At 64.7% G+C, this 20,581-nt stretch carries 18 protein-coding genes; 11 read left to right on the plus strand and 7 right to left on the minus strand.

Annotated elements, in window-relative coordinates; translation table 11 throughout:
• Nucleotides 1-193: 193 nt before the first annotated feature.
• Together OO12_RS21420 and OO12_RS28725 are read left to right on the plus strand one after the other, a co-directional pair.
• Nucleotides 194-2,119: an alkaline phosphatase family protein gene (locus tag OO12_RS21420; protein WP_052216152.1), complete on the plus strand. Its 1,926-nt coding sequence runs from the start codon at nt 194-196 to the stop codon at nt 2,117-2,119.
• Between the two features lie 128 nt (nt 2,120-2,247).
• The gene (locus tag OO12_RS28725; RefSeq protein ID WP_034160787.1) at nt 2,248-2,988 is read left to right on the plus strand and encodes a sugar isomerase domain-containing protein; all 741 of its coding nucleotides are present in this window, start codon (nt 2,248-2,250) and stop codon (nt 2,986-2,988) included.
• 80 nt (nt 2,989-3,068) lie between these two features.
• On the opposite strand, the gene OO12_RS21430 is transcribed toward OO12_RS28725, so the two are convergent.
• The 7 genes from OO12_RS21430 to OO12_RS21460 are packed head-to-tail and all read right to left on the minus strand — an operon-like array spanning nt 3,069 to nt 9,371.
• Nucleotides 3,069-4,226, minus strand: a complete 1,158-nt coding sequence (locus OO12_RS21430) for an LLM class flavin-dependent oxidoreductase (protein WP_034160788.1) — start codon at nt 4,224-4,226, stop codon at nt 3,069-3,071.
• Nucleotides 4,227-4,235: 9 nt separating this feature from the next.
• Complete coding sequence (locus OO12_RS21435; RefSeq protein WP_034160789.1) at nt 4,236-5,198, minus strand: LLM class flavin-dependent oxidoreductase; 963 nt, start codon at nt 5,196-5,198, stop codon at nt 4,236-4,238.
• Nucleotides 5,195-5,803 carry a nitroreductase family protein gene (locus OO12_RS21440; protein WP_034160790.1) on the minus strand — a complete coding sequence of 203 codons (609 nt, stop codon included), beginning with the start codon at nt 5,801-5,803 and terminating at the stop codon, nt 5,195-5,197. The genes OO12_RS21435 and OO12_RS21440 overlap by 4 nt, the downstream gene beginning before the upstream one ends.
• Nucleotides 5,803-6,648 (minus strand): ABC transporter ATP-binding protein, encoded by an 846-nt coding sequence (locus tag OO12_RS21445; protein WP_034160791.1) that lies wholly within the window; start codon nt 6,646-6,648, stop codon nt 5,803-5,805. Before OO12_RS21445 ends, OO12_RS21440 begins: the two co-directional genes overlap by 1 nt.
• 13 nt (nt 6,649-6,661) lie before the next feature.
• Entirely contained in the window at nt 6,662-7,441 is a 780-nt protein-coding gene (locus OO12_RS21450; protein WP_034160792.1) for an ABC transporter permease, read from the minus strand.
• Nucleotides 7,438-8,232 (minus strand): ABC transporter permease, encoded by a 795-nt coding sequence (locus OO12_RS21455; RefSeq protein ID WP_052216153.1) that lies wholly within the window; start codon nt 8,230-8,232, stop codon nt 7,438-7,440. The genes OO12_RS21450 and OO12_RS21455 overlap by 4 nt, the downstream gene beginning before the upstream one ends.
• Nucleotides 8,232-9,371, minus strand: coding sequence for an ABC transporter substrate-binding protein (locus OO12_RS21460; RefSeq protein WP_052216154.1), 1,140 nt, complete (start codon nt 9,369-9,371; stop codon nt 8,232-8,234). Before OO12_RS21460 ends, OO12_RS21455 begins: the two co-directional genes overlap by 1 nt.
• 269 nt (nt 9,372-9,640) lie before the next feature.
• Here OO12_RS21460 and OO12_RS21465 point away from each other — a divergent pair, with 269 nt between their 5' ends.
• The 9 genes from OO12_RS21465 (at nt 9,641) to OO12_RS21505 (ending at nt 20,515) form a co-directional block, all read left to right on the plus strand.
• Nucleotides 9,641-10,708 carry an ABC transporter substrate-binding protein gene (locus tag OO12_RS21465; protein WP_235364954.1) on the plus strand — a complete coding sequence of 356 codons (1,068 nt, stop codon included), beginning with the start codon at nt 9,641-9,643 and terminating at the stop codon, nt 10,706-10,708.
• A 159-nt stretch (nt 10,709-10,867) separates the two neighbouring features.
• Complete coding sequence (locus OO12_RS21470; RefSeq protein ID WP_034160813.1) at nt 10,868-11,944, plus strand: sigma-54 interaction domain-containing protein; 1,077 nt, start codon at nt 10,868-10,870, stop codon at nt 11,942-11,944.
• A 163-nt stretch (nt 11,945-12,107) separates the two neighbouring features.
• Nucleotides 12,108-13,205, plus strand: coding sequence for an ABC transporter substrate-binding protein (locus tag OO12_RS21475; RefSeq protein WP_034160794.1), 1,098 nt, complete (start codon nt 12,108-12,110; stop codon nt 13,203-13,205).
• A gap of 13 nt (nt 13,206-13,218) precedes the next feature.
• Nucleotides 13,219-13,965 carry a class II aldolase/adducin family protein gene (locus tag OO12_RS21480; protein WP_034160795.1) on the plus strand — a complete coding sequence of 249 codons (747 nt, stop codon included), beginning with the start codon at nt 13,219-13,221 and terminating at the stop codon, nt 13,963-13,965.
• Nucleotides 13,966-13,970: 5 nt separating this feature from the next.
• Nucleotides 13,971-15,335 carry an LLM class flavin-dependent oxidoreductase gene (locus OO12_RS21485; protein WP_034160796.1) on the plus strand — a complete coding sequence of 455 codons (1,365 nt, stop codon included), beginning with the start codon at nt 13,971-13,973 and terminating at the stop codon, nt 15,333-15,335.
• A 16-nt stretch (nt 15,336-15,351) separates the two neighbouring features.
• On the plus strand, nt 15,352-16,410 hold the full coding sequence (locus OO12_RS21490; protein ID WP_034160797.1) for an ABC transporter substrate-binding protein: 1,059 nt from the start codon (nt 15,352-15,354) through the stop codon (nt 16,408-16,410).
• 872 nt (nt 16,411-17,282) lie between these two features.
• Nucleotides 17,283-17,894, plus strand: a complete 612-nt coding sequence (locus OO12_RS27165) for a RibD family protein (RefSeq protein WP_052216155.1) — start codon at nt 17,283-17,285, stop codon at nt 17,892-17,894.
• Nucleotides 17,891-18,655 (plus strand): hypothetical protein, encoded by a 765-nt coding sequence (locus OO12_RS21500; protein ID WP_034160798.1) that lies wholly within the window; start codon nt 17,891-17,893, stop codon nt 18,653-18,655. Before OO12_RS27165 ends, OO12_RS21500 begins: the two co-directional genes overlap by 4 nt.
• A 9-nt stretch (nt 18,656-18,664) precedes the next feature.
• A complete protein-coding gene (locus OO12_RS21505; RefSeq protein ID WP_152616585.1) occupies nt 18,665-20,515 on the plus strand; it encodes a WD40 repeat domain-containing protein in 1,851 nt (616 codons plus the stop codon).
• Nucleotides 20,516-20,581: the final 66 nt, after the last annotated feature.

Below are 20,581 nucleotides of genomic sequence, written 5' to 3' on the forward strand. Positions count from 1 at the left end.
CCGATCTCCTAAACGGCTGAAATCAGGGCGCATAGCCGTCCCGTACAGCCCGCATTGCCCGCGGTTAATCCGCAGAGGCGACCACCCCACAGCGCGATCCTGGACACACTCGCCGGCATCCGATCCCGCGCCGCCGCCTTGACTCGCCCACACCCGCTGTCACGCTTGCCGGGCTATCCGGGGGGACAGAATCATGAGCGCGAACACGGCCGACATCAGCATCGCCAACGACTTTGACAGCGATGCGATCGTCACCTTGTTCCATACCAGCGATCATTTCGGCGCCCAGCGCGCACAATGGCGGGTCGCAGCCGGCGAAACCGCGGGAGCGCTGGCCGCGATGTTCCGGCCCGGCCTGTTCGCCGACGATCGCTGGACGGTGATGGTGCTGGTGACCCATGGCAGCCACGCCGGGCTGTACATCAATGCCGGCGGCGCGGCGGGCGGCATGGGGATCAAGTCCCGGCTCGAGGCAGAGGACGCCGACGTCATATTCCGCGTCGGCCCCGATCGGTTCGACCTGCAGCGCGGCGCGAGTGACGCGATGACCCGGCTGACCCCGGCGGCGCCCAAGCCGGTCAGTCATGTCTTCGTGCTGATGCTCGAGAATCGCTCGTTCGACCATATCTTCGCCTTTTCGGGCATTCCCGGGCTCCACGTCGCGACGACCGCCAATTTCAACATGGCCGGCGACACGAAATTTTCGGTCACCAGGGGCGCACCGCTGCGCATGAGCACCGATCCGGGGCATGAATTCTGCGACGTGCTCGAACAGGTCACCGGCCAGCCCTCCGACCAGCCGGGCGAGCCGCCCGCGCCGGCGAAACATCCCAAGGCGCCCCCACTCGAGACCTGCCAGGTCCCGACTTATCCGCCGATGACCAACAGCGGCTTTGCGCAATGCTATGCCACCGGGTTCAGCGAATATCCTTATCAGCGGCCCGACCCGGCACGGGTCGGCGACATCATGGCGTGTTTCGACACTCCACGGCAATTGCCGGTCACCTATGCCATCGCCACCCAATCATCGGTGTGCGACCATTGGCACGCGTCGCTGCCCGGCCCGACCTGGCCCAATCGCTTCTTCGTCCATGGCGCGTCATCGTCGGGGCTCGACGACAGCCCGATCCACCACGGCAATGCGGTGTGGGAATTCTGGAAGGGATTCCGGTACAGGAACGGATCGATCTACGACCGGCTTGCCGAGCATGCGATTCCGTATCGTTTCTATCATGACAGCGATCTGCTCGGGTACAGCCTATACAGCGACGAACCACAGCTGGGCTCGCCGCTCGGCTGCATCCCACAGGCCGGATCGCTGCATGGCGTGTCGATCCTCGATTTCCACGGGCTCGACCGCTTCGCCGCCGATCTGCAGCAGCCCTATCCTTATCCCTATACGTTCATTGAACCCAATTATGGCGACTTCAACACCTATGCCGGCGGGTCGTCGCAGCATCCGATGGACGATGTCTATGGCGGCGAACGGCTGCTCGCCGCAGTGGTCGAGGCGATCCAGCAATCGCCCTGGTGGCAATCGAGCGTGCTGATCGTCTGCTATGACGAGCATGGCGGCTTTTATGATTCAGTGCTCGCGCCCAATGCGGTCCCGCCGGGCGATCATCCCGATTACGGGCTCAACCAGCATCAGTTCGATTTCTCGAAGCTCGGCGTGCGCGTGCCGGCGATGATCGTGTCGCCACTGGCCGATGCTGGAGTCGATCACACGACCTATGACCATGCATCGGTGTGCAAGTTCGTCGAGGAATTATGGGGCCTCGACCCGCTGACCGACCGCGACCGCCACGCCAGGTCGCCATTGCCGGCGCTGCGCGACACGCCGCGCGACCTGCACATCGACTTGCCCCATCCGATGCCGCCGGCGAGCCGTCCGGCGGTCGACCGCGCCGACCGGCCGCTGCCGCGTTCGGGCAATGTGGTCGGATCGCTGTCGGTCGTGCGCAAGATCGAGGCCGAACTCGCCGCGCGTTTCCCGGCCGCAATGGCACAGGCCGCAACCGCGCGGCCGCCATTGCTAGAGACGTTCGCCGATGCCGAAGCGCATGCGGCGAACGTGATGGCGAAGGTTCGGCTGGCAAAGCAATTGATCGCGAAATAGCGCCGGCTTCGTCCCATGGAGGTCGGCGAGGCGCCCGCGGCGGAAACGACTCGGGCGGCTTTCGGCCATTGTTTGGGGATGAGGGGTCGCCTACTGGCCTTGAAACATACGCATGGCAGGTGATCGTGATGGGTGAGTTGGCGCGCAAGTATCGCGACCGGGTCGTGCAGATCCTGGACCGGATTGTCTCGGAACAGACTGCGGCATTCGATGCTGCGCGCGATGCGATCGTGGCGGCTCTCGCGGCGGATCGCTTGATATACACCACGGGAAGCGGGCATTCGCATCTGATCCCGGCCGAAGCTTTTTTCCGGGCCGGCGGGATCGCGGCGATTCAGCCCATTTTCGATCCCGCGCTGATGCTGCACATCAGCGCATCGCAATCCTCTTTGGCTGAACGCGAGGTCGGGCGAGCGGACACAATCATCGCCGAGTACGACATCGGCCCAGGGGATGTCGTCTTCATCGCCTCAAATTCAGGGCGCAACGCTTACTCGATCGAGATGGCGATGGCCGCCAAAGCCCGCGGCGCGACGACGATTGCCTTGACCTCGATGCAGCACACTCAGCAGGTGTCTTCCCGTCACCCCTCGGGCAAACGGCTCTTCGAACTCACCGATATCGTCCTGGATAATGGCGCTGCGTATGGAGATGCTTCGCTTCAGGTCGGGCCGAATGGTCTGGCGATGGCGCCGACTTCGACGATCTCCGGCGCCTTCATCATCAATGCCGTCATCGCCGAAGCGGTCGAGGTTCTGGCGAACCGTGGCTTTCCCGTCGATGTCTATCTGAGTTCGAACGGCCAAGGCGGCGAAACGGCTGGTGAGGCCATCATTCAGCGCTGGCAGACGAGAATTAAGGGACTTTGAACTCCCGACCCGGCTGCTTTTAGTGCTCGAAAAAATGGGTCGATGGCTGTCGATGGGCCTCCCGTAGCCATGAGCCGCCGTTACTCGGCGGCGTGCAGCAATGCCTCCGCCTGGCGGCCCAGCAACGGCAGCACTTCCTCGCCGATGCGATAGGCTTCTTCCAGATGCGGCGTGCCGGCGAGGATGAAGGCATCGGTGCCGCGCGCGATCAGTTCGTCGAGCTTTGCCGCGCATTGTTCATAGCTGCCGACGATACCCAGCGCCGGACCGCCGCGCAGCAGGTTGAAGCCACCCCATAGATTGGGCGCGATGATCAGTTCGTCATAGCGCCGCGCCTCGCTGGGTTTCAGCGCCTGCTGGCGCGCCGCGCCGACCGAATCCGTCGGGCCGCCCCGCCCCTGCGCGCGGCGTTCTTCGGTCAGATTCTCGAAGCCGGCGCGAATGTCGCGCCAGGCCTCCTTCTCGGTCGCGCGTGCGACGAGATCGACGCGCACGGCGCATTTCTGTTCGCGGCCCAGCGCGGCGGTGCGTTCCTTCACGCGCGCGAACTTATCGGTCAGCTGGTCGAACGGCTCGAGCCAGGAGAGATAATAATCGGCATGTTTCGAGGCCGACTGGAGCGCCGCATCGGATGAGCCGGAGAACCAGATCTCCGGAATTTCCTCCGCCGCCAGCAGCGGCGAGAGGCCGCCATCCGCGACCTGGTAGAAGCGGCCGTCATAGGAGAAGCCCCCGCCCCTCCACACGCCCTTGAACACATCGAGGAATTCCGTGGTGCGGCCATAGCGATCGTCATGGCTGAAGCTGTCGCCCCACCAGAGCTGCGCCGGCCCGCCGCCGCCGGTGATGATGTTGAACACGGTGCGCCCGCCGGTCGCGCGCTGCAGGCTCGCCGCCATGCGCGCGGCATGCACCGGATTGAGGAAACCGGGCTGGAACGCGATCATGAAGCGGAAGCTGCTCGTCTCGCGCGCCAGCAGCGGCGAGATCACCCAGGGATCATCGGTATTGGGAAAGGACGGGATGAGCCCGCCGATAAAGCCCGCGCTCTCCGCTGCTTTCGCGATCTCCGCGAGATGGTCGATATAGCGAAAGCCATCATCCTCGCCGTAGCGGTCGAGGCCCGGCGCGACATTGTGCGCGCCGAGCGGCGACCAGTCGCCGCGGTCATAGGCACTGTGGCGGATGCTGCCATGGCAGCCATGGGTCGGCAGTCGCCAGTAGAAATCGATCGTCATGGGAACCTCTCAGGCAGCGGCGCGCGCGGTTTCGGTCAGCGCGCGGAAGCGGGGAAGCACATGCTGGCCAATGCGATAGGCTTCCTCGAGCGAGGACGGCGCACCCAGCACGATATGGGTGAGGCCAAGGCCGGCGAGCTCGGCCAGCCGTGCGGCGACCGAGTCATAATCGCCGATGATCGCTGGCGCGGCGACGCCGGCGCGTGCCGCATCCTGCCGAGCCTCATCGTCGGTCTCGCGCGCAACGAGCTGCTGGATCACGCCAGTGTCGACCGAGCGGCCTTGCGCCGACGCCAGCGCTTCCAGCTGCGCGATCCGGCCGCGCAGTGTCGCGACCGACGCAGCGCCGAACAGATGCACATCGGCGGCTCGCGCCGACAGCGCCAACGCGACTTCATCCTCGCCCTGAAGGAACACGCGCGGAAAGGCCACGCGATTGAGCGGCGCCTCGAAGCCCCCGCCCTGCACTTCGAAATGCGTACCGGTGAAGGAGAATGGCCGGGTACCGTGCACGCCGCGCGCGACGGTCAGGAATTCTTCGATCTGGTCCACGAGTTGGTCGTCCGGCACGTGATCGCCGTCGCTGGCGCGTATGGCCGCATCGGCCGGCGGCGCGATCGCCCAGCCGAGCCGGCCATGGGCCAGTCGCTGGAAGCTCACGGCCTGTTTCGCGGCATAGACTGCCGAGCCGACCGAGGTGGGGAATTCCGGGATCAGTGCGAGCCGGGGCACTTCGCGCGCGATCGCCGCCGCCACGGTCCGGCTGTCGTCGGAGTCCGGGCGATAGGGGAAGAAGACGCCATCGAACGCGGTCTGGGCCGCCGCCTGGGCGATCTGGGCATAATAATCATAGCGGTTGATCGCGCGCGTCCGCACATCACGGAAGAGGGTCGGCGTTCGCGGCCGCGCGCCGATTTCGGAGCGCGTCGCGGCGTCTGTGACGTCGATCTGCCAATAGCTGTAAATGGTCATGCGGCGTTCCTTTCGCCGGTAAAGGCGGACAGCCCGAGCCGTCCGGCGAACACCGTCTGATCGATCGGCCGCCGCCCGTTCGGGCTTTCGGCGGCGTGAAAATCGGCATGAAGCGTGTCGATCCCGGCCTGCCGGCCGATCGCGACGATCGCCTCGATGCTATAATCCTCCGGAACCTCGAGCCGCTCGCGCGCGGCGATGCGGTCGAACCCGCCGATCCCATGGGTATGCCAGCCGAGCAGCAGCGCCTGATGCGCGAAATTGGTCCAGGCCGCCCCGGCATCGAAACTGCGCGAGCCATTCTCCACCACGGCGCCTTGCCGCTCGACCCAGAAAGCGGAGAGAATGACGACCAGCGCCGATGCCTGCCCTGCCCAGAGCCGATTGCGCGGCGCGAGCAACTCGACAAATTCCTGCCAATGCGCATCGCCATGCCGCGCGACCAGGAAGCGCCAGGGCTGGACATTGGATGCGGAGGGCGCCCAGCGCGCCGCCTCGAACGCGCTGAGCAGTACGTCGTCAGGCACCGGCTCCGCGGTGAAGCTGCGCGGTGACCAGCGATCGACGAACAGGGGCGCGACGGGATGATCGGGCTGGCGCGGCATCAGCGTTCCTCCCGGCCGGGCAAGCGCACCAGATTGGCCGGCGCGCTTGGCGATGCGGTCAGTTCGGCGAGGATCTCGTCCTTCAGCCGGTGAAGCAGCGGCGCGGCGCGGTCGCGTGGGTGCGGCAGATCGACATCGACGATGCGGCGAATGCGTCCGGGATTGGGCGCCATCACCACCACGCGGTCGCCGAGATACAGCGCCTCCTCCACATCATGCGTGACCATCAGCATAGTCGAGCGCTGAGTCATCCAGATGCGCTGCAATTCATTCTGCACATGCACCCGGGTCAACGCATCGAGCGCGCCGAGCGGTTCGTCGAGCAGCAGCAATTTTGGTTCGGTCACCAGCGCGCGGGCGATCGCCGCTCGTTGCGCCATGCCGCCCGAAAGCTGGTGTGGATAGGCAGTTTCGAAGCCCTTCAAATTCACCAGCGCGATATGATCAGCGACGATCTGCGCGCGCCGCGCCCTGGGCGTGTCGGTGTTGAGCAGGGCCAGTTCGATATTCTGTTCCAGCGTCATCCAGGGGAATAGCCGGTGGTCCTGGAATACGATGCCGCGATCGAGGCTGGTGGTGGCGACGCGCTCGCCGTCGAGGCGGATCTCGCCATGATATTCATCGTCCAGCCCGACGATCAGCCGCAACAAGGTCGATTTGCCGCAGCCGGACGCACCGACGATGCTGACGAATTCGCCGGGCTTCACGGTCAGGTTGATGCCCTCAAGCACCGGCATCGGCGCGCCGCCGATGGTGAAGCTCTTGTGCAGGTCGCTGATCGACAGCGCGCCATGCGCGGCGATGGCGTTGTGCGGCGAAAATTGCGGCCGGGCTTCCGGGATCATGCCGGTCTCCTGATCAAAGGGATATGGCCTGCCAGCGCAGCAGATAGCGGCGCAGGCGCAGGAACAAATGGTTGATGACAAAGCCGAGGATCGCGGTGGCGATGATCGCGACCAGGATCACGTCGAGCCGCTGCTGAGTCTGGGCCAGTTGCATGGTCACGCCGAGCCCGCCGCCGGTGCCGAGCAATATCTCGGTCGCGATCGAAGTGATCCAGGCAAAGGCGAGCCCTTGCGTCACGCCGGTCAGGATCAGCGGCATGGCGGCGGGCAGCAGGATCAGACGAAAGCGCTGCAGCGCGGTGAAGCCATAGACTCGCCCGACATCGAGATAGCGTCCCTCGACATGCGCCACGCCCTCATAGCTGTTGAGCATGGTCGGGAAGAAAGCGGAGAGGCTCACCACGATCAGCTCCGATCCCTGGCCGGTGCCGAACCACAGCCCGATCAGCGGCAGCCAGCCGATCATCGGCACTTGCCGGATCGAATGGAGCAATGGCCCGAGCACCCGGTCAAGCGACCGCCAGATCGCCATGGCGACGCCGGTGGCAATGCCGAGCGTGCCACCGATCACCAGGCCGGTCAGGCTGCGCGACAGGGTCGACACCATGTCGGACAGGAGTGAGCCATTCTCGCTTAGCTCGACGAACGTGGCGCCAATCGATCCGAGCGGTGCGAAGGCGAGCGCGCGTGCGTCGCCGGATGTCGCCTGCAGCTGCCACCAGATCAGGAACAGCGCCGGGACTATCAGACCGATCGCGATGCGGCGCCATGGCCGGGAGAGTAGCGCATTCATGCCGTTTTCCAGCGCGTCGCGCGGCGTTCGACCGCCTTGGCGCCGCGATCCAGCGCAAAGCCGATCAGCCCGCTCACCACCACGCCAGCCAGCACCACATCGATGCGGAACAGCTGGCGGCCCATTTCCATCATCTGGCCGATGCCGCTGTCCGCCGCGAGCAGTTCCGCCGCGACCAGCACCACCCAGGCGCGGGTCAGCGCAATGCGCAGGCCGGTGAGCACCGACGGCACGGTCGCCGGGATCAGAATCCGCCAGATGAGGTCGGGCAGCCGCGTACGATAGACCCGCGCCACATCGAACCACGCCTTGGGCACGCCGCGTACGCCGTCAAAGGTCGCCAGCGCGACCGGGAAGAAAGTCGCAAGCGCGACGATCGCGATCTTGAACGGCTCATCGATGCCGAGAAAGATCACCAGCATCGGCACGAAAGCGATCACCGGCACTTGCCACAATGCGAGGAAGAACGGCGCCAGCGCGGCTTCGGCCAGCCGCGACAGCGCGATCGCCGCGCCGAAGATCAGCCCGGCGATCGCACCGATCGCAAAGCCGGCGGTCAGGCGGAACAGGCTCTCGCCGATATGGCGCTCAAGCTCCCCGCTCACCGCGAGCGACCAGAGCGCGCGCGCCACGTCGCTTGGCGGCACCAGCACCTGCGCGGGAAACCGGCCGCTGAGGCAGGCCAATTGCCACAGCGCAAGCAGTGCGGCCGGTGCAAACAGTGAAGCGAGCCGGGACTGCCCAGCCCGGCGATGAGCCGGCGGCAGAACGGGAAACGCCGTCCCGGCCATCAGGAGCGCGCCGCCGGAGCCGGCCCGGGCTTGTCTGCCGCCGCGTTGCTTGGCGTCCAGAACCCGTCGAGCTTCAGATTGCGCAGCGCCTGGGTCACGAAGCGATCGTCGAGCAGCTTACCGGCATCGACCTGGCTGCGCACCAGCCCGCGATCAAAGGCATAGGCCGCGACCGAGCGGTAATGGCCCGCGACATCGGCATTGAAGAGCGGCGAGAAACGCTCGCGCCAGGTGATATTGGATTCGGCATAATCCCTGGCGATGATCGCCTCGGGCATGGTCCCGCGTGCGGCGTCGTGAATCACTGCCGGACGATTTTCCTCCCGCGCCGACCAGGCCGCCGCGCGGACATAAGCATCCACCACCAGCTGAGTCAGCGCCGGATTACCGTCGACGAAATCGCCGCGGCCGAACAGTTCCGCGCGCATCTTCCAGTCGGCCGGCGCCTGCTTGGTCGACCAGATCACCCGGCCCATGCCCTTTTGCTCAAGCAGTAATCCGTCAGAGAGCAGGAAAGTCGCATCGACATTGCCCGACGCCAGCGCTGCCGGGGTCGCAGCGGGATTGATGTTGACGATGGTGAAGTCGCTGAGTTTCAGCCCATTGGCATCGAGCAGTTTCGAAAAGGGCAGCTCCCATGGCCGACCGCGATGCAGCGCGATACGCTTGCCTTTCAGATCGGCGATGCTCCCGGCGGCAAGGCCGTTGCGCACCACCAGATAGCTGTTCTGCCCCTGCCCGATCGGCGCCACGAGCTTCAGCGGCACCCCGCCCGACACGGCAATGATCGCGGGGAAATCGCCATAGGAGGCAAAGTCGATACGCTTGCCGGAAAAGCCCTCATTGATCAGCGGCCCGCCGACTGCCGTCGGGACCGGGGTAAAGGCGAGCTGTACCCCCTGCTTGGCGAGTTGCTCCTTGAGCCAGCCCTGCTCGATCACCACGCCGGTCAGGCCATTATAGGTCTGCCCACCCTGATAGGGATAGGCGATGCCGGCGATCGTCACGGTCCGGGCGCCGCCGGCGCTTGCCGGGCCTCGAAACTGGAACAGGATCAAGCCGGCGAGCAGGACCAGCACGACAACGCCGATCGCCCAGCGGGCCCATGATGTCGGATTTCCGGACTTTGCACTCGCCACGTCGTGAAGCTCCTTTGTCGTGGCGCGATGCACTTCGCGTGCCAAGCGCCGCGCGTTAGAGGGGGAGCGTGAGGACGGGCCGGACGCGCGGTTCGCACTGCGCAATTTCGCGCAGTGGACCGTCCGCAACTGCGCGAAATGCAGCGGTGATCCGCACTGCAACCGCATGAAATGCCCATGGTGCGACTTGGCACGTCGTTTGCTGATACCGTAACAAACCATGCGTCCGCTCCTGCGAGCAGGGCGCTCTGAGGCAGGAGATGAGCCGAATGTCCGGACGCCGCGCGACACCGGCCCAAGACCAGCCCGACTGTATCTGGCTCACCCGCTGCCCGGTTCCCGCCGCGTCGGGCGTCGCCTGGGCATTGGGCTGGATGAGCGAAGAGTTCGGGCGCGACGGGATCGCCACCAAGCGCGTGCGTGAGGCCGGGCTCAACCTTGTCGCGTCCGACCCCGAACGGCAGGCGCAATATCTGTTTCGCGAGGGCGGCAATATCCAGGCACTCGCCGCCCGCGCGCTGGGCGCACCGACACGCGTGATCGGCCTGACCTGGATCGACGAGCGCCAGGCGATCATGGTCCGGCCGGACACGCGCGTGCTGGAACCAGCCGACCTGCACGGCCTGCGCTTCGCGCTGCCCGGCTTCGCGCGCACGCGCGGGGAAAGCATTGCCCGCGGCATGGCACTCCACGGCATCAAGAGCGCGCTGGCGCTGGGCGGGCTCGACCTGGAGGATGTCAGGCTGGTCGATGTCCCCGCCCCGCCAGTGGAGCAACCAAGCGCGCAGGGCATGCGCCGGCTATGGCTCGGGCTGGAATGGCTCGCCGCCGGACGAGTCGATGCGGTCTATGTGAAGGGCGCGGCGGCGGCCGAGACCGCGGCGCGGCTCGGGCTGTCGGTGGCGATCGATCTCGACGCCTATCCCAGCCGGCTCGCGCGAGTGAATAACGGCACGCCGCGGCCGATCACGGTGCATGAGCATATGATCGAGCATCATTTCAACCTGGTGGTGCGCTTCCTCGAACAGACGCTACGCGCCGCCGACTGGGCCTCGACCAATCTGGCGGAACTGAAGCACATTCTGGCGCATGAAACGCTCGCCGGGATCGCCGCGGTCGAGGCGACTTATCGCGACGATTTCCATCGCTCACTCCATCCCGACCTCTCCGCCGACCGCGTCGAGATGCTGCGTTCCCAGGCTAACTTCCTGTGGCTACACGGCTTCCTCGATGCGCGTGTGGATGTCGGGCAATGGATCGACACCCGCCCGCTCGACGCCGCGCTGCGCCGCCGCGCCGGGGTCCGGGCGGAGTCGGTGATCACCTCGGATAGCTGAGCTAGGTCGCGCCATTGAATTCCTACTTAACCGATAGGAGTATTGCTGCTATCCTGCCGGTCTGATCGGGAGGAACCCATGGTCGCAATCCCGCACGACGATATCGCAGAGCGGATCGACGTCGGACTCTCAGCAACGAGGCACCCTGGGGGGCGCTCCGTGCTGTCGTTCGACTCCGACAAACATCATGCGGTGGGGGCTCGCGCCCGCGCCTTCATCTTCTCTGACCCGCGCTCGCGCGCGCTGGTGCCGCTGATCGAGCGAACCGCGCCGAGTGAGGCGAACATCCTGGTGATCGGCGAGATCGGCACCGGCAAGGAACTGGTCGCACGCTATGTCCATTCGCTCAGCGACCGCGCGCAGGGGCCGTTCCTCGCGGTCAATTGCGGCGCCTTTTCGGAAACGCTGATCGAGGGCGAGCTGTTCGGCTATGAGCGGGGCGCTTATACCGGCGCCCATGCCGCCCGCGCCGGCTGGTTCGAGGCTGCGAATGGCGGGACCCTGTTCCTCGACGAGCTGGGTGATCTGCCTCTCTCGCTGCAGGTGAAATTGCTGCGCGTGCTGCAGGAGCGCGAAGTGGTACGGCTCGGGTCGCGCACGCCGATCCCGCTCGATGTCCGCGTGATCGCCGCCACCAATGTCGACCTGCATCATGCAGTGGCGACCGGCGCGTTCCGCCCGGACCTGTTCTATCGGCTTCAGGTGGTGACATTGCCGCTGTTGCCGCTGCGCGAGCGGCGCGCCGACATCCTGCCGCTCGCGCGCCATTTCCTTCAGGTTTACGGCGACAAGATCCAGCCGCGGCGGCTCGACCTCAGCTCGGCGGCCGAAGAGGCGCTGTATCATTATGGCTGGCCGGGCAATATCCGCGAGCTGGAGAATGCGATCTACCGCGCCACTTTGGTCAATCAGGACGGGCTGATCCAGATCGAGGATCTCGGACTGCCGACCGGCCAGGGCATTGCATTCTATCCGCCTGCCCTAGCCGCGGATGACAATCAGGATAAGGCCGATGTTGTGCCGACCCTGGCGGGCACCGCACTGGAGGAAATCGTCCGCCCGCTCGTCGCCAGGCTGCTCGATGGCGATCATCATGCGATGCTCGACCGGCTGGTCAGCGCCGTGGTGACCGAGACGTTCCATCTGTGCGGCTCCAATCAGATCAAGACCGCCGCAGCGCTTGGCATCACGCGCAATGTGGTGCGGACTCATCTCAAGAATTTCGGCCTGATCTGATCCGAATCGAACCAGGTTCGCTGAAAACTCAGCACGGATTCTGCTGAATATCGCGCAATACAGGCGGCCTGCGCACGCCCCATTGCCCATCGCCCCTTCACGGGTCGTCTGGCACGCCCCTTGCTGATCTTCCGGCACGTAAACGCCGCGAGGAAAGACCAGCATGGCAACAACGCTCGACCGTTCCCCAGCAGCAGACACTCTTCCCGCCGAGATCTGGTTCACGCGCTGCCCGGTGCCGACCGCGACCGGCATTGCCTATAAGCTCGGCTGGCTGAGCGAAGCCTTCGCCGCCGACGGCATCGCACTGCGTACATTGCAGGAATCCGGCTCCGAACTTGGCCGGCATCATTACGACCACCGCCTGCCGACGCTGATCCGCGAGGGCGGCAACATGCTGTCGATCGCGGCGCGCGCGCAGGGCGAGCCGACCCGGCTGGTCGGCCTGACCTGGATCGAGGAAAGCCAGCTGATCCTCACCCGTCCCGATACCGGCATCCGCAGCGCGGCCGACCTGAAAGGCCGCCGCCTCGCCCTGCCCGGCTGGAGCCGCAACGACATTCCCGCGCATGTCCGCGGCACCAGCATCGCACGCGGCATGTCATTGCACGGCTATAAGGGCGTGCTCGCCTCGGCCGGCCTGTCGTTCGACGATGTCGAGCTGGTGGAAGTGGCGGATCGGCTGCGCAACATCGGCGGCAGCGGGCGCGATCTCGGCCCTCGCCGCAGCGGGCTCGGTCGGCTCTGGCCGATCGAGGCGCTGGTCGCGGGCAAGGTCGATGCGATCTACGTCAAAGGCGCGTCCGCACTCGACGGTGCGCGCGCGGCGGGGCTGGTGGTCGCGGTCGATCTCGACGCCCTGCCCGATCGCCGCTTCCGCGTGAACAACGGCACGCCGCGACCGATCACGGTCCACCAGAGCCTGATCGACGATCATTTCGACCTGCTGGTGCGTTTCCTCGCCGTGACGCTGCGCGCCGCCGACCATGTCGCGGCGGAGCCTGGCAGGCTGCGCCAGATCCTGGAATTCGAAACCGAAGGCAGCCCGGAAGCGGTCGATCGGGCCTATGGCCGGCTGCATGAAGGGCTGCACCCGACGCTCGATACCGAGCGGCTCGAACTGCTCGATCAGCAGAAGAAATTCCTCTTCACCTACGGCTTTCTCGACGCGGATTTCGCGCTCGAGGACTGGGTCGATCGCCGCCCGCTCGACGCAGCACTGGCACTCAACGCCAGCCAGAATTCCCCCGCCCTCGCATAAAGGAATCATCGCCATGTCCGAACTGCCCGGCCTTTCGTCCGCCGCCATCGCCTTCATCGTCGAGGCCGAAAAGGAAACCTCCCGTGCTTTCCGCCTGCTGCGCGAAACGCGCACCATCTCGCCGAGCGGTACCTTGTTCTACGGCGTCCGCATTCCTGGCGAGGACAAGCTCGTCACGCTGAACTATCAGGGCTTCTGGCAGGAAGATCCGGACAAGCCCAAGATCGGCGTGATCGATTTCGACGGCAACAGCTATTGGAGCAATCCTCCCGGCGGCACCGCGCGCTATGTGAAGCTGTTCCGCACGCATCCCGAGGTGCAGGCGGTCAGCCATGTTCATACGCCGCACCTCGGCGCCTATTCGCAGGCGCACAGCACGCTCCCCTTGCTCTATGTGCCGAACCGCCGCTTCCGCTTCACCGCCGAACTGCCAGTCTATATCAACCGCCGCCAGCCCGAAGTCGATTTCATTCTCGATTCTATCGCGAACGACCGCCAGGTGCCCGGCATCATCGAAGCCAATGGCGGTGCGACGATCTGGAGCTGGAAGGGCATTCGCGACCTGACCGATACGATCGTGCTGCTCGAGGAAGGCGCTCAGTTCCAGATTCTCGGCGAAGCACTTGGCGGGTCGAAGCCCTTCGGTCCAGGCGTGCTGCAGCAGCAATGGCGGATGAGCAAGCTCGTCCCGGCCGACACCTATGTCGAGGATGACGGCACGATCCGCGACGAGACCCCGGCTGCGCAGGCCGCGGAGTAAGGCCTGTGACCAGCAGCAAGCGGCAACTCGCGCTCGGCGTCTTCCTGACGCGCCATGGGCATCATCCCGGCGCCTGGCGCCAGCCGGGCTCCGCGAAGAGCGGCCGGCCCGATTTCAACTATTGGGCCGACCTGGTGCGCACCGCCGAGCGCGGCAAGCTCGACACCGCCTTCTTCGCCGATTTCGCCGGGCAGAGCGGCGACAGCACCAAGGGGATCGAGCGTCGCCACGCCTTTCTCGATTTCGAGCCGCTGACGCTCACCGCAGCGCTGGCCAGCGTCACCAGCCGGATCGGCCTGGTGGCGACGGTGAACACCAATTTCGAGCAACCCTATGCGCTTGCCCGCCGCTTTGCCTCGCTCGATCATATCAGCGGCGGCAGGATCGGCTGGAACATCGTCTCCTCGCTCGCGGATGGCGCGGCGAAGAGCTTCGGCGTCGATCAGCCGCTGAGCCATGCCGACCGTTATGAACGTGCCGCGGAGTTCGTCGATGTCGCCCGCGCACTGTGGGACAGCTGGGAAGACGATGCGTTCGAACATGCCGACCGGGAAAGCGGCATTTATCTCAATTCAAACCATGTCCATCCGGTCAAGCATCAGGGCAAGCATTTCCGGATCAGCACCGTGCTCGACACGGCGCGGCCGATCCAGGGCCACCCGGTCTTCGTCCAGGCGGGCAATTCCGAGGTCGGCCGCGACTTCGCGGCCAAATATGCCGAGATGATCTATGCCGCGGCGCAGTTCATCGAGGAAGCGCAGAGCTTCTATGCCGATGTGAAGGGCCGCATGGCGCGCCATGGCCGCGACCCCGACACGCTGAAGGTCATGCCCGGCCTGTCGTTCGCGATCGGCAGCAGCAGGCAGGAAGCCCAGGACAAGTTCGCCGCGCTGGAATCGGCGGTCGATTTCTCCGGCGAGCTCAACCTGATGGGCCAGGACGTGAGCGGCTATCCGCTGGATGGCCCCCTGCCCGACCTGCCCGAACCGGAGAATGGCAAGGGCCGCTGGCGGCAGCTTACCGCGCTCGCGCAGCGCGAGAATTTGACCATTCGCCAGCTTTTCCTGCGCTTCAACGCGGTACGCGGCCACCGCGTCGCGATCGGCACGCCATCCGACATTGCCGATCAGATTCAGGACTGGTTCGAGCGAGATGCGGCGGACGGCTTCAACCTGATCCCGCCACTGCTGCCCAGTTCGCTGACCGAGTTCGTCGACCTGGTGGTGCCGGAGCTGCAGCGGCGCGGCCTGTTTCGCACGGAGTATGACAGCACGACGCTGCGTGGGCATCTCCATCTGCCGCGCCCGCAAATCCTGCAACAAACGAATGATGTCGCTGTCACCGTACCTGTCCTCGATCCCGTCGCCTGACGAAGGAAGCATTGCCATGTCCAATACGCTCGACACGCTCTGGTACACCCGCTGCCCGGTCCCGACCGGCCTTGGCATCGCGCTTCAACAAGGCTGGCTGGAGGACGCGTTCCGCGCTCAGGGCACCAAGGTCGCCTCGCTGCTTGAATCCAACGACTTCGCCACGCGCGAATCGCACTTCAGCCATACGGTGCAGAATTCGGTGCGCCATGGCGGCAATATCCCCGCGATCAGCGCCAGGGCACGCGGCCGCGATACGCGCGTCATCGGTCTGTCCTGGGCGGACGAGACGCAGTTGATCCTGACCACGCCGGAGTCCGGCATCGAGAGCGTGCGCGACCTGAAAGGGCGCCGTTTCGGCCTACCCAACTGGAAGAATGTCGAAATCGACTTCACGCGCGCGCAGGCGATCCGCGGCCTGGAGAATGCGCTGAGTCTCGAGGGACTGAACGTCGCCGATGTCGAGCTGGTCGATCAGGACATCGAGAGCCATTACAGCGACCAGTCCGCCGAGAATGTGAACGGTACGCTGGCCTATCGCGGGCGCTCCACCAGCCGCGCCCGCGCCAACAATCTGGAGGTCGTCGCGCTGCTGCGCGGCGAGGTCGATGCGATCTTCCTCAAGGGCGTGCATGGCGCGCAAGTCGCCAACCAGTTCGGGCTGACCACGGTGATCGACACCGGCGCGCATCCGGAACCCCTGATTCGCGCCAATAACGGCACACCGCGAACGCTGGCGGTGGACGGTAATCTGCTCGACAATCATTTCGATGCGGCGGTCACCATCGTGGAACAGGTGCTGCGCGCCGAAGCATGGGCTCAGGATCACGCCTCCGACGTCCGCCGCTATCTCGCCCGCGAGACCAATTCGAGCGAATATTGGGTATCGATCGCTTATGGTGACGATGCCCAGACCCGGCTCAGGACAGATCTCGCCGAGCAATCGCTCACCGCGCTTCAGGACTTCACCAATTTCCTGCATCGCTGGAACTTCATCCCGCAGAGCTTCGATGTCAGCGAATGGACCGATTTCCGCCCGCTCGAAGCCGCATTATCGACACGCATCGCAGTGTGATTCCATCCCGCCTCGTAAGAGGATATCCCCACGGTCGAAACGCACATGGATTCCCCTCAAGCCAGGGAATACCGCACCCAGGCACCTAGGCTGCCGCCGGGAGTCAGGCGCGCGGAGCAGATAGATAATTGCCTGGATATACCGACAAACAGGCTGCTCTGCGTCGTCGCGACAAATTTCCGCAGCCTTCAAGGAGCGGCCGTTCCGCAATCCTTGAGGGCAGCGATTTCCTAAACCATAGGCCGCACGTTCGAATCTCGCTGAGACGCATCCCTGAGACTTCGCAATTCGTGCCTTTGGCTATCGATTGAATTGAAAGTCTCAAAGCCAAAGGTTCACCTGGAGTCGACCATGTTCGACCATGTTGGGCCGCTCCCGTGTCACAATCTGTGAGCCGATTTGAGCACATGGCCGCGAACCTTGTTGCTCAGACTGATCCTCTTTCTGCAGCGGATGGAGGATCACACTCTTCCTCCGCCCCCGCGCCGCCGAGAGCCGATCCGAAAGCGCAACGCTGCGATCCGGGCGCCGACGCACCTGGAACGGATGCTCACAGGCCGCAGCCATGCAGCGCTTTCGCCCACCTCATTACCAGGAGTCCAGGATAATCCTTATTAATCACCTTGAAATGCACCCCTTATCGAGTGGTCATCAGTCAATATATCCAATTTGGATCCTTTTGACTATATTTATTCCAGATCAGACGAGTAGTCTGACGACATCTTCGGAGCATCTGCACAACGTAACCATCTTATTAGGGATCTTATGCCCGTTATAATTCCCATCTATACATGACCTACGCTGCGAGTTTCTTGCTGAGATAAAAATAGAATTTTGCCGGATTCCGGCATTGGAGAGGCGGGCGGAAACAAATGGGGCGGCCTTTTATTCACATCAATTTCGCCGCGGAGGATGCCGGCGGATCGGATGTCGGGCTTGCGCATGCCGGCAACATTTCCTGCTGCGCCGATTGGCATAGGGTTCATGAATTGCGCGAACGCTATGATGCGATCGCGGTCGGTGGACGTACCTGGAATCTCGATCGACCCCGGCTCACTGTCCGCGCCGAGCGGCTGGGTCGCGAGCCGCGCCGCCAGCCGAGCCGGGTAGTCTTTGCAGGCTCGCACCCCTGTGACATCCCCCCCGGCGCGCGCGCCTTCGTCGTGAGTTCGCACAAGGGCGTCGATCACGATGTGGTGACGCTGACGATGGCCAGCCACGATCTGCAGGAACCGCTCGCGTCGCTCCACGAGCACGGGATCGAGAGCCTGCTGGTCGAAGGCGGGCCCATGCTGCTTCGTTCGTTCCTCCGCCAGGGTCTGGCCGATGCGATGACGGTGTTCGTGCGCGCAGGCACCGCCGAGGCGGCCGACCGTGGCGTCCGCGACAGCCTGGGCGCGCTTCCGGACGATTTCCGCGTCAGGGCCTTTGGCGAGGGCTTCCTGCTTGAAGCAGGTCGCATCGAAGCGGTGGCTGTGTCGTGACACAGCGCGCGGCCGGGCGCTTCGTGATCTTCGCCGCGCCGCGGACGGGAAGCAACCTGCTGTGCGGCCTGCTCAACGCGCACCCCGACATTCTGTGTCACCATGGGCTGTTCAACCCCGGCGGCGTCCATCGCGCTCGCGACCGGCGCGGCGCATTTGGTAGCGTTGCCGAACGCGACAACGATCCTCTGACCTTCCTCGACCGAGTTTGGAATTCGAACCGCGATGCGCGCGCCATCGGCTTCAAGATCAACCTCGGCGAGAATCCCGATGCCGTCGAGATACTCCTCAACGACCGTTCAGTCCGCAAACTGTTGCTCCGCCGCCGCAACCGCTTGCGCACCTATGTCTCGGAGAAGATCGCGACCCGCACTGGCGTCTGGGAGAGTTACGACCCATCCCCCGACGCCGCGCTTCCCGCGATCCGCGTCGCAGCCGACGATCTCCTGCGGCATGTCGACCGCAACGCCACCTGGTACGCCGGGCTGGAGGCTAAGCTCCTGGCCGCTGGGCAAGACTGGCTCGATGCCGATTATGAAGCGCTCGCCGATCCGCACCAGATCGCGCGGATTCTCGCCTTTCTCGGCGTCGAGGGCCGCGCGTCACTCGCCCCGACGTGTCACAAACGCGGCCCGGTCAATCTCGGCGTCGTGGTCACCAATCTCGACGAACTCGCCGACGCGCTCGCCGGCACGCCGCTAAGCGAAGATCTTGCCGGCAAGGATCTGCGCGACCTGCGCTCCCCGCTCCTCACATCATAGGTGCCGCCGATGCTCGATCCTCGCCCTGCCACGATTGCCGCCGAAAGTTTCACGCGCCATCGCGGCCCGGTGACGTCGGTCGCCGCCGTCCCCGGACGCGCGGCGGTCGTCGCGGCCGCCTATGACGGCGCGGTCTCGTTGTTCGATCTCGACACCGGCAGCGTCGAATTGCTCGGCTATCACCGCCACCTCGCCAACCATGTCACCGTCAACGTCGCGGGGACTTATGCAGCGTCATCATCGTCGGACTATGACATCCATATCTGGGACCTGCATGAGCGGCTGCGGGTGCGGGTGCTGCGCGGGCACAGCGACGATGTCGAATGCTTTACCTTCGTCGATGCCGAGACCGGCCTTTCCGCCTCGCGTGACCGACGGATCATCGTCTGGGACCTCGCCACCGGCGCGATCCGGCGCGTGATCGAAGGACATGAGAAGGATGTGCTTTCGGTTACCCACCACGACGGCCTGATCTATTCCTCGGGCGACGACATGACGCTGCGGCAATGGGACCTCGCAAGCGGCGCGCTGCTGCGCACCTGGGGTCCGTTCGAAACCGAGACCGACACATGCGCGGTCGATGTCCTCAACCACCGCGTTGTTCTCGGCTGCGACGATGGCGTGATCCGCATCTTCGACAGCCGCGACGGCAGCGCGGTCGGCCAGATCGACGCGCATGGGTCCGGAATCAAGAAAGTCGCGATTTCACCCGTCACCGGCGACATATTGTCCTGCGCCTATGACCAGAAGATCATCGTCTGGGACGCGCAGGGTTTCGCGCGAAAAATCGCGCTCGAAGGGCATGACGCTAAGTGGGAGCGCTCGTTCGGCTGGTCGCCCGATGGTGCGACGATTCTCGCAGGAACCTTCGACGGCACGGTGGTGCAATGGGACGCCATCACGGGAAAGCTGCTGGCCGAATTTGGCGGTGAGCCGGGCGACCATGGCAATGCCTGCTTCAACGACGCCGCTGGCGCGGCGGACGGCAGCGTCGCGCTGGTCGCGGACGACGGGCTGGTGCGACTGGTCCGCCTCACTGATCGCGACGCACGGCTGACCGCCTGCGTCGCGCCACGCGGCGGTCGCGTGCTGATGAACGCAGTGACGCGTGACCCCACCACAGACCGCATCCTCGCCGGCGCGCATGATCACCGGCTCCACATCTTCGCCGGCCCGAACCTCGAAACCGTCGCCCAAATGCCGCTGGGACAAGGGCCGATCAACTCGATCCGGGTCGCGCACTGCGCCGGGCATGAAGGCGCCGCTTTCGCTGCCTGCTATAGCGGCGCGATCGTCCGGATTTCGCCCGACGGGCAGGACGTAAGCGTCCACGCGCTTCATGACGGCGCGGTCAAGGCATTGCGGCTGCATCCGCACGATCCATTGGGGGTAAGTTGCAGCGCCGATGGCGGGCTGCTTTCCTGGACGCTCTCCGGTGAGATCGTCCACCGCTTCGCCGGCCATACCGCGATCGTCGACGATGTCGATATCGCACCCGCCGGTGACCGAATTGCCAGCGCGTCTCGCGACTTCACACTCAACATCTACGACCTCGCCGATGCGCGGCTCACACATTCGATCGAACTCGGTCGCCGTTCGCCCAAGTCGCTGTGCTTCTGGGACGACCGGACGGTGATCGTCGGTGATTACTGGGGAGCACTGGTCAAGATCGACCTCGAGACCGGCCGGCTGGTGCGCCGGACGATCGCCACGAACGGGCTCAGCTCGCTCTCACGCTGCGGCGATGCGTTGATCGTAACTTCCTATGACGGCGGTGCCTATCGCGTATCAGTCGAAAATCTCACTGTCGAGAACAGTTACCATGCAATGATACAGCGAATTGATTCAGGAAAACCCTGAACATACTCCGATTATCAATTGAATTTATTCAACATTATATAATTTGTCACTACTACATTCCAGATC

Origin of the sequence: Sphingomonas sp. ERG5 (genome assembly GCF_000803065.1) — a bacterium.
Lineage (GTDB): Bacteria > Pseudomonadota > Alphaproteobacteria > Sphingomonadales > Sphingomonadaceae > Sphingomonas.

Bases quoted from the DNA above. Each gene is read 5' to 3' on its own strand.
- OO12_RS21420 (WP_052216152.1), top strand. From the start codon at position 194: ATGAGCGCGAACACGGCCGACATCAGCATCGCCAACGACTTTGACAGC.
- OO12_RS28725 (WP_034160787.1), top strand. From the start codon at position 2,248: ATGGGTGAGTTGGCGCGCAAGTATCGCGACCGGGTCGTGCAGATCCTG.
- OO12_RS21430 (WP_034160788.1), bottom strand. From the start codon at position 4,226: ATGACGATCGATTTCTACTGGCGACTGCCGACCCATGGCTGCCATGGC.
- OO12_RS21435 (WP_034160789.1), bottom strand. From the start codon at position 5,198: ATGACCATTTACAGCTATTGGCAGATCGACGTCACAGACGCCGCGACG.
- OO12_RS21440 (WP_034160790.1), bottom strand. From the start codon at position 5,803: ATGCCGCGCCAGCCCGATCATCCCGTCGCGCCCCTGTTCGTCGATCGC.
- OO12_RS21445 (WP_034160791.1), bottom strand. From the start codon at position 6,648: ATGATCCCGGAAGCCCGGCCGCAATTTTCGCCGCACAACGCCATCGCC.
- OO12_RS21450 (WP_034160792.1), bottom strand. From the start codon at position 7,441: ATGAATGCGCTACTCTCCCGGCCATGGCGCCGCATCGCGATCGGTCTG.
- OO12_RS21455 (WP_052216153.1), bottom strand. From the start codon at position 8,232: ATGGCCGGGACGGCGTTTCCCGTTCTGCCGCCGGCTCATCGCCGGGCT.
- OO12_RS21465 (WP_235364954.1), top strand. From the start codon at position 9,641: ATGTCCGGACGCCGCGCGACACCGGCCCAAGACCAGCCCGACTGTATC.
- OO12_RS21475 (WP_034160794.1), top strand. From the start codon at position 12,108: ATGGCAACAACGCTCGACCGTTCCCCAGCAGCAGACACTCTTCCCGCC.
- OO12_RS21480 (WP_034160795.1), top strand. From the start codon at position 13,219: ATGTCCGAACTGCCCGGCCTTTCGTCCGCCGCCATCGCCTTCATCGTC.
- OO12_RS21490 (WP_034160797.1), top strand. From the start codon at position 15,352: ATGTCCAATACGCTCGACACGCTCTGGTACACCCGCTGCCCGGTCCCG.
- OO12_RS27165 (WP_052216155.1), top strand. From the start codon at position 17,283: ATGGGGCGGCCTTTTATTCACATCAATTTCGCCGCGGAGGATGCCGGC.
- OO12_RS21505 (WP_152616585.1), top strand. From the start codon at position 18,665: ATGCTCGATCCTCGCCCTGCCACGATTGCCGCCGAAAGTTTCACGCGC.